This window comes from Streptomyces sp. NPDC059443 (assembly GCF_042750105.1).
Lineage (GTDB): Bacteria > Actinomycetota > Actinomycetes > Streptomycetales > Streptomycetaceae > Streptomyces.
In genome coordinates this window covers 165,460-177,435 of record NZ_JBHYVM010000003.1, presented here as the reverse complement: position 1 = coordinate 177,435, position 11,976 = coordinate 165,460, and the positions used below count along the sequence as shown (strand labels likewise).

At 65.5% G+C, this 11,976-nt stretch carries 12 protein-coding genes and 1 pseudogene; 5 read left to right on the top strand and 8 right to left on the bottom strand.

From position 1 onward, the window contains the following. Positions 1–60 precede the first annotated feature (60 nt). Both paaK and ACFXDJ_RS04015 read right to left on the bottom strand, forming a co-directional pair. The gene (gene paaK / locus ACFXDJ_RS04020) at positions 61–1,359 is read right to left on the bottom strand and encodes a phenylacetate--CoA ligase PaaK (protein ID WP_384648923.1); all 1,299 of its coding nucleotides are present in this window, start codon (positions 1,357–1,359) and stop codon (positions 61–63) included. Between the two features lie 20 nt (positions 1,360–1,379). After that, entirely contained in the window at positions 1,380–2,084 is a 705-nt protein-coding gene (locus tag ACFXDJ_RS04015; RefSeq protein ID WP_384648925.1) for a hypothetical protein, read from the bottom strand. A 473-nt stretch (positions 2,085–2,557) separates the two neighbouring features. Between ACFXDJ_RS04015 and ACFXDJ_RS04010 the strand changes: the two genes are divergently transcribed. Next, a complete protein-coding gene (locus ACFXDJ_RS04010; protein WP_384648927.1) occupies positions 2,558–3,802 on the top strand; it encodes a wax ester/triacylglycerol synthase domain-containing protein in 1,245 nt (414 codons plus the stop codon). A gap of 473 nt (positions 3,803–4,275) precedes the next feature. Here ACFXDJ_RS04010 and ACFXDJ_RS04005 read toward each other — a convergent pair whose 3' ends face one another. Both ACFXDJ_RS04005 and ACFXDJ_RS04000 read right to left on the bottom strand, forming a co-directional pair. After that, positions 4,276–4,467 (bottom strand): hypothetical protein, encoded by a 192-nt coding sequence (locus tag ACFXDJ_RS04005; RefSeq protein ID WP_384649037.1) that lies wholly within the window; start codon positions 4,465–4,467, stop codon positions 4,276–4,278. A 497-nt stretch (positions 4,468–4,964) separates the two neighbouring features. Then, complete coding sequence (locus tag ACFXDJ_RS04000) at positions 4,965–5,297, bottom strand: hypothetical protein (RefSeq protein ID WP_384648929.1); 333 nt, start codon at positions 5,295–5,297, stop codon at positions 4,965–4,967. 32 nt (positions 5,298–5,329) lie between these two features. On the opposite strand from ACFXDJ_RS04000, the gene ACFXDJ_RS03995 reads away from it, so the two are divergent. Together ACFXDJ_RS03995 and ACFXDJ_RS03990 are read left to right on the top strand one after the other, a co-directional pair. Then, entirely contained in the window at positions 5,330–5,506 is a 177-nt protein-coding gene (locus tag ACFXDJ_RS03995) for a hypothetical protein (protein WP_384648931.1), read from the top strand. Positions 5,507–5,850: 344 nt separating this feature from the next. After that, a complete protein-coding gene (locus tag ACFXDJ_RS03990; RefSeq protein ID WP_384847698.1) occupies positions 5,851–6,996 on the top strand; it encodes a hypothetical protein in 1,146 nt (381 codons plus the stop codon). A gap of 223 nt (positions 6,997–7,219) precedes the next feature. On the opposite strand, the gene ACFXDJ_RS03985 is transcribed toward ACFXDJ_RS03990, so the two are convergent. The 3 genes from ACFXDJ_RS03985 to ACFXDJ_RS03975 are packed head-to-tail and all read right to left on the bottom strand — an operon-like array spanning position 7,220 to position 8,121. Beyond that, positions 7,220–7,753, bottom strand: a complete 534-nt coding sequence (locus tag ACFXDJ_RS03985) for a hypothetical protein (protein ID WP_384648935.1) — start codon at positions 7,751–7,753, stop codon at positions 7,220–7,222. Positions 7,754–7,763: 10 nt separating this feature from the next. Continuing rightward, positions 7,764–7,976, bottom strand: a complete 213-nt coding sequence (locus ACFXDJ_RS03980) for an endonuclease domain-containing protein (RefSeq protein WP_384649032.1) — start codon at positions 7,974–7,976, stop codon at positions 7,764–7,766. Then, positions 7,969–8,121 (bottom strand): hypothetical protein, encoded by a 153-nt coding sequence (locus ACFXDJ_RS03975; RefSeq protein WP_384648937.1) that lies wholly within the window; start codon positions 8,119–8,121, stop codon positions 7,969–7,971. Before ACFXDJ_RS03975 ends, ACFXDJ_RS03980 begins: the two co-directional genes overlap by 8 nt. 180 nt (positions 8,122–8,301) lie before the next feature. Here ACFXDJ_RS03975 and ACFXDJ_RS03970 point away from each other — a divergent pair, with 180 nt between their 5' ends. After that, positions 8,302–9,741, top strand: coding sequence for an HD domain-containing protein (locus tag ACFXDJ_RS03970; RefSeq protein ID WP_384648939.1), 1,440 nt, complete (start codon positions 8,302–8,304; stop codon positions 9,739–9,741). A 59-nt stretch (positions 9,742–9,800) separates the two neighbouring features. On the opposite strand, the gene ACFXDJ_RS03965 is transcribed toward ACFXDJ_RS03970, so the two are convergent. Continuing rightward, positions 9,801–10,874, bottom strand: coding sequence for a ferritin-like protein (locus ACFXDJ_RS03965; protein WP_384648941.1), 1,074 nt, complete (start codon positions 10,872–10,874; stop codon positions 9,801–9,803). A 561-nt stretch (positions 10,875–11,435) separates the two neighbouring features. Here ACFXDJ_RS03965 and ACFXDJ_RS03960 point away from each other — a divergent pair. After that, positions 11,436–11,927 (top strand): annotated as a pseudogene (locus tag ACFXDJ_RS03960) (transposase); the annotation flags it as partial. Positions 11,928–11,976 lie beyond the last annotated feature (49 nt).

Genomic DNA, 11,976 nt, shown 5'->3' with positions numbered 1-11,976 from the left:
GACATCCCAGGCAAGGCTGTCAAAGTCACACGCTCCGGGCATCTTTGGGCCGGCGTGGATTCAGCCGGATCTGAGGTCCGCCAGTCGCTTGATCTTGCCCACCGAACGCTCCAGCGTTTCCGGATCCAGCACCTCGACCCCGACGGACACGCCGATGCCCTCCTTGACGGCGCGGGCAACGGCGGCGGCTGCGGCCTTCCGCTGAGCGGTGTCGCTCTCCCGGCGCGCTTCCACCAGTACGGTCAGGGCGTCCAGCCGGCCTTCCCGGGTCAGGCGGAGCTGGAAGTGGGGGGCCAGGCCGGGAGTTCGCAGGAGCACTTCCTCGATCTGGGTGGGGTAGAGGTTCACCCCGCGCAGGATGATCATGTCGTCGCTGCGACCCGTCACCTTCTCCATCCGGCGGAAGGCCGGGCGGGCGGTGCCGGGTAGCAGTCGGGTCAGGTCCCGGGTGCGGTAGCGGATGACGGGCATGGCCTCCTTGGTGAGCGAGGTGAACACCAGCTCCCCGCTCTCGCCCTCCGGCAGCACGGCGCCCGTCAGCGGGTCGACCACCTCCGGGTAGAAGTGGTCCTCCCAGATGTGGGGCCCGTCCTTGGTCGAGGCGAACTCCTGGGCCACGCCTGGGCCGATGACCTCGGAGAGGCCGTACATGTCCACCGCGTCGATGCCGAGCCGCTCCTCGATCTCCCGGCGCATCTCCTCGGTCCACGGCTCGGCGCCGAAGATCCCGGTGCGCAGTGAGGTGGACCGGGGGTCGATGCCCTGGCGCTCCATCTCGTCCAGGAGGGTCAGCATGTACGAGGGGGTTGCCATGATGACCTCCGGCCGGAAGTCCTGGATCAGCCGGACCTGGCGGTCCGTCATGCCGCCCGAGGCGGGCACGACCGTACAGCCCAGGCGCTCCGCGCCGTAGTGCGAGCCGAGACCGCCGGTGAACAGGCCGTACCCGTTGGCGATGTGGACGATCTGACCCGGTCTGCCGCCCGCCGCGCGGATGGAGCGGGCGACGACATCGGCCCACGTGGACAGGTCCCCGTCGGTGTACCCGACGACGGTGGGCCGACCGGTGGTTCCGCTGGAGGCGTGGATGCGACGGACCTCGGAGCGGGGAACGGTGAACATCCCGAAGGGGTACTGGTCGCGCAGATCGGACTTGGTGGTGAAGGGGAAGAGGGCGAGATCGGCGAGGGAGCGGCAGTCTTCGGGATGCAGGCCCGCCCTGTCGAAGCTCCGTCGGTAGAAGGGTACATACTGGTACACGCGATGCAGGGTCTCGCGCAGCCGCATCAGCTGGAGGGCTGTCAGCTCGTCGCGGCTCAGTCGCTCGCCCTCGTCGTGGACGTCCTCGAGCCTGCTCATCGTCGATACCTCACGGTGGGTCACGACACAACCGGCCGATCGTGCAACAGATCTCCGAACCGTGGCGGGTGGATCAACGCCTCGAGAGGCTGAGCTCCCCGGCCGGCCGGGTGGGGCGCTGCCTCGGGGACGACCCAGTCGGAGGGCATCGCGGTGAAGTCCACGAGAGGCTGCTGATCGCCCCGTTCGATCGCATCCTCGATCTGCTCGTAGAAGCCCCTGCCCGTCTCCTGCGAAAAGGTGACGGTCACCTCGTCGGTCGTTAGCCCCTGAGGCCGTTCGACGTACTCGGCGAAGGCTGCCTCGCCGGCGCAGTCGCTGTCGTACCCCTTGGCGAACATCTGCTTCAGCACGCCGAACCCGTCGTCGCGTACGAGCGTTTCCCCACGAGGGTGGCAGCCCATGCTCTCGATGTGGGCGCGGAAAAGGTCGAGATCGTGGCAGGCGTAGGCCACGTGTTGGCAGGCATGGTCGCCGTGGCGCTCGGTGAAACGGGTCACCTGCGATTTCTTGCGCCGGTCGATGCCCTCCACCAGGGCGATACCGAAATCGCCGTGGTCGATGCACCAGATCTTCATACTGCTGTCGGGGTCTTCAGGACGCACATCGTCGATGCGATTGATCAGGACGCCGCCCTCCACCGCGATGTGGAACCATGCCCAGCGCTCGATGCCGCCCTGCGCGCAGGCGTATGTGACGTGGTCGACCTTCTTGAGACGGGACATGGCGAACTCCAAGCTCCTTTTCTGTCAACACTTTCTCCGCCCGCACCCGAGCTCACAGAGCGACGGGACGCCGCGACCACCGTGCTTCGGGGCAAGTTCGCCACTGGCGAGAAGAAGCGCACGGCGAGGGCCCGCTGCAACTGCGCTGAGCCGACCAACACAGCGACGGACGGAATCACTTCAGCAGTGATCACGCCCCATCAACGAGTGCCACGCTGTGGCGTCACACCTGCGCATTTCGAGAGACGTGAACCTGCTGAGTCGCCTGCGCTCGGCATCCGCTGGAACTGCTCCCGTCCCGATTGGTCGGGCACCGGTACGCCGGTGGAGTGGAGTCCGGTGGGCCGTACGGTCCCGGCCGTGTCCGCCGGACTGCTTCGCCGTTGGGTCGAGGCGACCCGGTGCCCGCCGGGTTCGTGACACCGGCCGGGATCCCGGGAACCCGCTGCCGACGAACGACGAGGACGGTGCCGATGGCGGCCTGGCTCATGTCGACAGGTTGCCCGCCCCAGCAGCTGCGGCTGGGGGCGGTGGACCGCGGGTTTCTCGCCGGACCGGTTGGCCGGCCGATCCCTGCCGCAGCATTGCTGGACTTCACGGGGAGACCGCCCAGCGTGCAAGACCTTCGCGAGCGCGTGGCCGAGCGAGCCGAACGTCTGCCCGCCCTTCACTACTCCCTGTCCGGCGACGGGAAGAGCGCTCGGTGGAGCGGGCGGCTCGACCCCGCCCAGCACGTCAGGGTGCTGGCCGCGGGTGAGGGCGAGAGCGAGAGCGACAGAGGCGCTGAACTCCTCCTCGCACAGGGCCCGCCCGCTCGCGACAGCCGCCCACCATGGGAGGTCGTGCTGATCTCCCGCCCCGGCGGATACAGCCTGGGCTTCCACGGTGACCACGCGCTCTTCGACGGCGTCCTCATCCGTACACTCCTGCGGACCCTGATCGACGACGACCCCGCCGCCGGCGCAGCCCTACCGCGCCCGGAGCGGCCCCGGCCGGCCGGGATCGCCGACACGCTCGCGCAGCAGGCAGCCCTGTGGCGCACGACAGAGCCGGCTCCCGCGTTCGCGACGCCCAGCGGCGGACCCCGGCAGGTTCGGCACGCCGATGTCGCGCTGTCGCACATCCGCGGCCTGGCCCGTGCGTATGGCGTGACCGTCAACGATATCTATCTCGCAGCCCTGGCACACGCCGTGTGCTTGTGGCAGCGCGACGGCACCCACCCCCCGGTCGAGGCCGCAATGCCGGTCTCCTTCCGGCGTCCGGGCGAGGAAGGCGAACTCGGCAACCGTATGGCGCTGGCTCGCATCGTGCTGCCCTGCGACGACTCCTCGCCCATGGAGGCGCTGCGGCGGGTCGCGGCGCAGACCGCCCGCCAGAAGCGCTTGCGCCAGCGCGATGCCCTGCGCGTACTTTCCGCGCTAACCCCGGGCGCCGCCGCCGTGTGGTTCGCTCCGCGTCTCGCCCACACCCTGATCGCCAGCAACGTCGCCTTCGGCAGTACCCTGACCCACCGCGGTGACGTAGCCCATGCCGCCTACGGCGTGATCGACGTCCACGGACTTCACCAGTGCTTTGCGGGCCTCGTCGGATACCAGGACACCGCCCGCTTCACCGTCATTCACCACCCTGACGCACCGATCGGCGCGGTTCTGCCGAGCCTCTGGCTGGACGCGCTCAGGGCACTGGAAGAACACGCCACCGTTTCAGGCCCGAGGTGATGCTGATGAATTCCCGAAGTGCGTTCACGCTGTGCCCAGCAGCCTTGCCAGGCCCATGTATGGCCCGGATCTTCCCCTCCGCGGGCGGAACCGTAGGCAAGCCAGCGCTCCCCCCACGTGTGCGGGCCGGCCGGATCAGTTCATCGACCGGGACCGGGCGGCAGACGTCGGCCCGCAGACACAAGTGCGCATCATGCGCCGCGGGATTCGCGCACCTAATGGTGCCATGTTGGCTCCGTCGGTCGTGCGATATCAGGATCAGGCGGCGAGATGTGTGTGGAGGACACGTGTCCGGGATGCGGCCGTCCAGGACCCACCACCCCGGGGTGGCGCTTCCCCCGGAGCTCGTGGGCTGGTGGTCCACAGAGCGTGACGGAGGCTGCCTTGGCGATGCCATGGGTGAAGACGTCGTTGTGGAGTGGAGATGGAGGAGGAACGGCCCTCTTCGGATCCCGTGCTGGTTTGGTGCTGACTCAGACGTGCAGTGCGCGGCAAAGACGCAGGTGGTAGCTCTGGTCGGATGAGTTGTCGTACCACTCGATGGTGGTCCCGATGAGGCTGGCGGCGACGATCCGTCTGATGCCGGACGGGGCCTGCGGTTCGGTTCCGGGGGAGACCATGTGCACCACTTCCAGGGTGTCTGCGGGGACGTCGGGTGTGGGCACAACGTAGGAGTCCGCAGGTCACCGGTATATGTGGCCAGTCCTCACAATCAACCCCGGCCGGGTGTGTCAGACCACCACACGGCCCGAACCTATCCCCTCAACCCCCCTTGTGGCGAGGGTGGGCAAGCCCTGCCGGAATTGCAGAGTTGCGCCTCTTCTGGGGAGGCGATGCTGGTTCCCGTGCTGGTTCGGTGCTGGTTACGCAGCGTTGAGCGCGTCCCGTTTGGGGTGGAGTCGGCGCAAAACGGATGTGAGTAGAAGACCGGGGACTGGGGTTCGCTTCGCAGGTCTGCCTCGCGCCTTGTCGTCCGTGCCCGCACGTCTCGGTGTCTGGTCCCGAGTCCGCGTCGGCGGGGAGGACGCAGCCAGGTGTACGAAACCCAGCCGCACGGACTTCGCGACCTCGCCAGCCCCGGACCCGACTGCCGTGACGAGGGCTACGACCCGCCCCGCAGCTGGGCGACCGAAACCCGGCGCCTTGACCGAGACGAGATCCGTCATATGGAGAAGCGCGCCCGCGAAGCCAGCGACCAGCGCGACGAGGACATCAAAGCCGGTCGACGGAAGCGGTTCTGATAGCCGCGGTCACAGACGCTCCGGCTGTCGCCCCCACCCGGGCGGCGGCCCCTGCCCTCACCTTCGACGAGCGGCTCACACTGTCCTTGCTGACCATGGACGAACACCTCGGGGGCGCTGGCCTCGAGTTCGACGCCAACACCGCCGCCATTGAGCTGACGGAGATCCTCGTCGACGCGCAGCCGCCCGCCCGCCAGATACCCCTCACGGCCGCCGAAGTCCTTCGCGAGGCTGGCTGGTTGATCCGCAAGCACGGCTGGATCGCTGGCTTACCGACGGAGTCGCTATGTGCGCCAAGGGCGCCATCCAGAAGGCGGCCGGTAGGGAAGGCCGACCGGCCGACGAAGCCGAGGACCTCCTGCTCGACCGAATCCGCACCGAAGCCCCACACACGCTGTCAATCGGCGCCTGGAACGACGCCCAGTCCGGGCCGGCGCCCGTGATCCGCATGCTCGGCATGTGACCAGGCGTTCGTTCCGACCCGCCCTCGTGACCCACTACCCTCGTGGCCCTGGCCCTCACTGGCTGGGGCCGCTGGCATGTTCTGCGCAGAGTGTTGATACCGGGCCGAGCTTCGAATACGCCGGATCCGGGCCGGTCCGCGGAAGACAAGCATCACCGTGGCCGAGCCACTGTCGGGGCCACTGTCGGGGCCACTCGTGCGGAGTGTTGCACCGAGGCCAGCTCCATTCCTCCCGCTCCTTGGTCGGCAGCCGATCGGGCGACTTAACCGAGATCCTCGCTTCTAGGTCCAAGGGAGGGGCATAAATTCAGGATCGAAAGAGTCCAGATCATTTCACTACCGAGGTGAATTCCATGGACGGTGCGGATGAATCCAAACTGACTGTCTCGCCGGACCAAAAACCCGAAGAAACCTCCAAGAATCCCATCGCACGTCTGATGCTACGGTCACAATCTACGCTCACTTGGCTGGCATCTCTCGCTGGAATCGCCTTCATCACGCTAAACTCCGGTTATGTTGACTTCTATGAAAAGATGGGGACGCGCCCGGAAGATGTCGGGCTTGATCGCATCGCGATCCTCGCCAGGACTGCATCATTTATCTATATGGCAATTGCAGGGGCCGTAGCTGGGATGCTACTGCTGTGGGTCTACCGGTACACCCGCAAGCAAATTCATTCCATTTTGGCCTTTGTGTCATCCTGGGTTCTCGTTGTTTCTGGCATGACATTCATTGCATATTCGAGATTCACGAAGCATCCGTCAGACGTCGGGGCCATCTTCATGGTCCTTCCAGCCTCCCTGGCCATCTGGGAACTCGCGAGAGCAGTGTCACTGCAAGTACTAGTGGTCTCGGGGCGATCGTCGCCGGGATCACCGGAACAGCGCACCGATGCGAACGCGGGGATCGCCGAGAGTGGTGGCCGGCCAGAGGCGAAAAGAGGAGATAAATTTTTGGCCCGCATCCAAGACCCCAAGATTATCTTCGTAGTCATCGCCGCGCTCTTGGGTTTCGGGCTGTGGGTCGAAAACCTGGTTATCTCCGCCAAGGTCAACTCCGCAGTGACCAGGGGGAAAGAGGTGCACCCCATCTCATTCTTCTCTTACCCGATTCTCGATATCTCGGCAAGTCGCGCCCATGTGACATGGCTTGACAAGGATGTTCTTCCGCCCAGGGAGCTGAACGATCCAAAGCTGCTCTACGTGGGAAGGAATCCAAGCTTCGTTTCCTTCCTTGCGTGCGGGCATCCAGTAATGGTTCCGGCACTCAAGGTTTCCGTTGAGCTCCGCAGCAACACCTCGCCGTCGGAGGGCATCGCCTCATGTGAATGCATCAGTTCGGGTAAGCAGTGGTGCGTCTCGGGTTCAGGCCGACGGTCTACATCGGCCGCCTCCCCCTTGCGGAAGCAGCCCTCATCGGTCCCCGCGACCGGCCCAATTCTCCCGAGGGCGGGAGAGTCGCCGGAGCGCTACTTCTCTGCTCGGCGATGATCGCCAGCCGTCTGTGTCGGCACGGCGCGCGCGACCCACCGGTGACCGCCGGCCTGCGTTGGCGGAAGCGTCACCGTGACATCGACGCCAAACTGCCGCAGCAAAGCCAGCAAGGCCAGAGCCTGCGCACACTCCTGCGCCGAGTCAGCCGCGACACCGAAAGAGACCCCCATACCGGCATCATGCCGCGTACAGGGGTCTCGAGGTGCAAGGTCGCGGCGAGTTACACCGGATCGGGCGCCCACTCCGTCCGATAGTCCTCATGCGCCGTGTACTCGAAGGCCATCAAGCGCATCTGCAGATCCGCGAGCCGGCCAGCGCGCCCGTCGACCCACAGATACGGGTAGACGGTCTCCTCGAACAGCCGGATCCGGGCCTGCGCCGCAGTAACCGACTCCTGAGCGAACGCTACGGCCATCTTGGGATCGACGTTGAGCGTCCCAGCATTCCGCGTCAGAGCTGACGCCATCGACTGGGCATTCTCCAGCTTCTCGCTGAGACGAGCGCGCAGGAACCCCACCACGGCGTCGGTCACGGCGCCCACTCCTGTCGGTAGTTGGGATGTGAGGCGTTGGGAAGCCCGAGCAGGCACAGCACATGTTCCGTCGCAGTAGTCCGCCACGATGTACGTCTCGTAGCGGTCCTGGGGCGGGCGGGCGGTCCAGGTGTCCGACTGCTCGTCCCACATGGCCGCGCGGGCAGCCTGCTCGTCCTCGTCGAGGCAGGCATGGAGGAACCGCAGTAGGGCGGCGATCATGAGGTAGTCCCTAGGTGCACGTGCCAGGGATTGGATAGGTACGCCAGCCAATTCGCCAGTCGTGATCGACGACGAGATAGCCGTGCCCTGTTTCGGGGACCGATCGGCGGCAGATCTGGCACCTGCCTTCGGTGTGCTCTACGAGGGCGTCGTACTCCTCGCAGCTCAGCTCGTATCGACGGTGACTGCAGAGTCGCCCCTTGGGTTTTGCGTGGCTAGGGATTCCTACTCCGCCCGGCCTCTTCTTCGCGCTTCTCGCGAGCCTTGAGGATGACGTCGCGGTCTGGCTTCTCCGGCAGCTTGGCTCCGGGCTCGCCGATGTACCAGTCGATCAGTTCGCGGATGACTGCGGCGCGCTCCGTGTACATGGACGGAACACCCCCGCGTCGGCGGGGAGGACTGGGTCTTCGCCTCGGCGGGGATGACGCTTCGCCACCTGGGTCTTTCTAGCTGGTTTGCAAGCGCTTTACCAAATGTGGATCACTAAGGATGACCGTCATGGCAGAACCCTAGGCTCTGGCTGAGAGGAGCGTTGTCAGTGTCCTGTGATGGAGTCTCTGAGAGTCAGGCAGACGATCCGGTTGAGGAGTCTAGTCGTGATGAGGAATCCAGGGCGTGAGCCGGACCAGACCCTGTGGGGCAAGGCGCGCGGGTTGGATGAGGCGCTGCCGCCGTACCCGGTGGTGAGGCATCTCCTCGACGCCGCTGCTATTGGCCCATTTCTCTGGGACTGGTACCTCTCCGAGAATCAATGCTCCAGCATCGCTGCTGGGTTCGGGCTTGGAGGCGAGTCGGAGCGGGCCCGGGCGCTGGTCGGTCTGTGTGCTGGTTTACATGACATCGGCAAGATTTCCGGGTTCCAGTTCTGTGACCGTCGGGCTGCCGGATACATGAGCGGGGAGCTGGTTGGCGACCTGGGGGCGATCGGGGCCGAGCGCATTGGGCACGATGTAGCTGGGATGCGGTCGGCGCCGGCTGTCCTTGCCGCGCTGGGGTTCGGCGAGGGCCCTGGCGAAGACAGTGCTGTCGAAGCCATCGAGCGGATCGCCGAGGTGATCGGCGGCCACCATGGACGCTTCCACCGCTTCGAGGATCTGTACGCGGGTGCGGTGTACCAGGACTTGCTGGGCGGGGCCGCGTGGGCCGAGCAGCGTGCCGTGCACGCTGCTGCCGTTTTCGGTTCTGTGGGCGCGCCGCTGCCGCCAGCGGACTTTAGGCCTGACGCAGCGGTACTGGTGACGGGTGTGGTGATCCTTGCCGACTGGTTGGTCAGCCAGGAGGGCTACGTCAAACTGCGCCAGCGCTCACTCGGACCGAGTCTGGACCGTCACTTTGCGCAGTCGTGTGCCGACTCGGAGAGGTTGGTGCGGGAGGCCGGACTGCTGCCCGTCAAGTTGGCGCGTGGGGGATTCTCAAAGGCCTATGGGATCGATGGGGAGCCGAATGCCCTGCAGCGGTCCCTCACGTCTGGCCTGGCCACCGCGCTCGCAAAGTCCCGCCGGGAGAGTGGGTGCCCGGATGGCCGGGCGGGGATCTTGGTGGTTACTGCAGCTCCTGGCGACGGGAAGACCGAGGCCGCTCTGGAAGCCGAGCGTGTGCTCTCGGAGGCTCTTGGTACGAGTGGGTTCGCCTTCCTCCTGCCGACGATGGCCACCAGTGACCAGATGCATGGCCGCGTCGCCGGTGTCCTTGCCCGCCAGAGCGGCGTCGGGGCCGGCTTGACCCTCACCCACAGCATGGCCTGGCTCAGCCCGGCGTACGGAGAGGACGAGCCCGTGGAGGGCGAGCGGGTGCTGGTCTGCGACGGCGACGGCGACGAGGAGGGTGACAGGACGGGTCCCGCGCGCCACCAGGCTGACATGCGGCCCACGCGCTGGCTGCGGGGGGAAGGCCACTACGTTCGCTACGATCTCTCCGCCATCAACAACAGCCGCCGCGCGTTCGAGACTGCGTCCGCCGGGTGCCCACGCTGGCTGCGCACAAGCTGAGCCACCTGTACGAATGACCATCGGCACCTGAAAGTTCGGCCGATGCGGCTGACCGTAGGCTACGCCGCCACGTACTGGAACTCTGGGCCATAGGTCATACCGCTGCCATCGGGCAACTGGATCTTCATCAGGTCCTGTGCAGGCTGCTGCAATGAGAACATCTCTCCCACGGCGTTGCCCAACAGCTCGGCTGCCTTGCTCGGCTGGTCTGCCTGCCATGCCTGCTCCAGGAAGCGCAACAGCGAGCTGTAGTGTTGGTTGAAGGTGTCAAGAAGCTCCCTCGTCGGACCAGCAGGCGCACCCAGTGGGCCCTGAGCCCAGCCGCCCTTCGGAACTGTCCCCATGGGCAGGGTTTTGGGCATGTGGATCTCGGCGCCCTTGAAGTCGAACTTCTTCGGCCGCTCCGAGATTTTGATCAGCTTGCGGCCATGGAAGATCTCCAGAAAAGTGTAGAAGTGGGCAAGCTCCCCAGGCTCTCCGGGGAACGGGTTCTCTGGAGACGCTGAGGTACCCTCGCCCTGTTCCTTGATGATCCTGATTGCCTGCTCCACCTCATCAAATGAGCCCAGCGCGACGACACTGTTCCCCTTCCCGTGGGGCGACATGTCCATGGTCACCTGCCGGTTGCCCTTGATCAGGCTCTTGTGGCTCTTGAACGCCTCCAGGATCGCTGTGTAGAAGTCTCCGATTGACGTGGCGGTATTGGTAGTGGATTCGACGACCGAATCATCGGGCTTCTCGATCTGAGAATACATGTCGAGTGAACGCTTGCTCAGTCCGCTCAGGGAAACGGACAGCCCGGGCCGCACGCCACCGGGCAGGGGTCCAGGGTATTTCGGCACCAACCTCTCGTCGGCGAGGCGTGGAGTTCCGCCAATGGTCGTGAGCATGTTGCACACCAAACCCAAGTGCGACATCTCGTCGAAGACAATTTCTTGAATCATCGTGAAAACGATCTCGTCCTGCGGGCTCTCGATCGACCAGAGACCGCACAAGTAAGGCGGAAGCGTGGCGAGTTCTAGCATGATGGCTTGCTGTAGCGAGTCATTCAACCACTGCTCATCGTGTTCCTCCGCTGGCTTCTTCATCAACTCGACGATCGAGTTGCTTTCATAGTTGAGAACTGTGGACACGGGACATCCCTTCAGGCCGGCACGCGAATTTCAAGTCCAGTCTGGGGGAGTCCCCGTTCATGCGCTCGGCGTGAGAGTGCGTGATCCCGGAGTTCACGCGTTCAGGTGATGCATTGGGGCCAGGAGGCCGAGCTGTCGGCAGGCTGCGCGATCATCGTGCGGCGGGGCGCCCGGGGCCGTGGGGCCCGGCTCAGGGCTGTCCCGTAACTGCCCCTGCGTAAGCGGTCTATGGGAAGCCCGGCTCTCTCAATCGGCGAGTTGAGAAAGCAGAGATCGACCTGGCGGCCAGGAGCGAACCCCTGCGGGGCGCTACGTATCGTTATGCGGCCCGCCTCGCTGAGGTGGCCCGGGGCGAGTTGGCCGATGCGTCGGCACTGCGCGGGCCGCAGGTGCAGTTCATGGACGCCGCCTATGACGACCTGTGGCCTGGCCGGCGACGCGCGGCCCGAGGTTCCCTCACGCCTCAGTGAGACGGGACAGTCGGTGAGACGATCCTGCCGTGGCTGGTGTGATCACGGCGTCTGAGCCGTCCTGGATAGCCCCGTTCACCGGGCTGAGCCCGCGCTGCAGCCCAGGTGGCGATTGGCAAAGGACACCGTGCTCATCGTGGACGGCACGCTGGTAGCCACCCGCGACCACACGGTCGCCGAACAGTCTAAGAATTATCGGTACTCCACCAACTATCAGGTTGTCATCGATGCCGACACCCAGCGCGTCGTGGTGGTCGGCGAGCCCCTGCCGGGCAACCGCAATGACTGCAAGGCATGGGGTGAATCCGGCGCCGAGGCGGCCGTCGGCAGGACGATGCCGATCGCCGACGGTGGCTATCCAGGTACGGGGCTCGTCATGCTCCACCGTCGCCGCAAAGGCGAAGAGCTGTCCGAGTGGAAACAGGCCCACAACAAGTCCCACAAGTAGGTCCGGGCTCGCGTCGAGCGCGTCTTCGCCTGCATGAAGATTTGGAAGATCCTCTGCGACTGCTGCCTCAAAGGCGACGGCGTCCACCACGCGATGCTCGGCATCGCCCGCCTGCACAACCTCAGCCTCGCCTGATAGACGAGCGGGTCACACAGCGAACGGCCGCGTCCACGTCGGCTCCTAG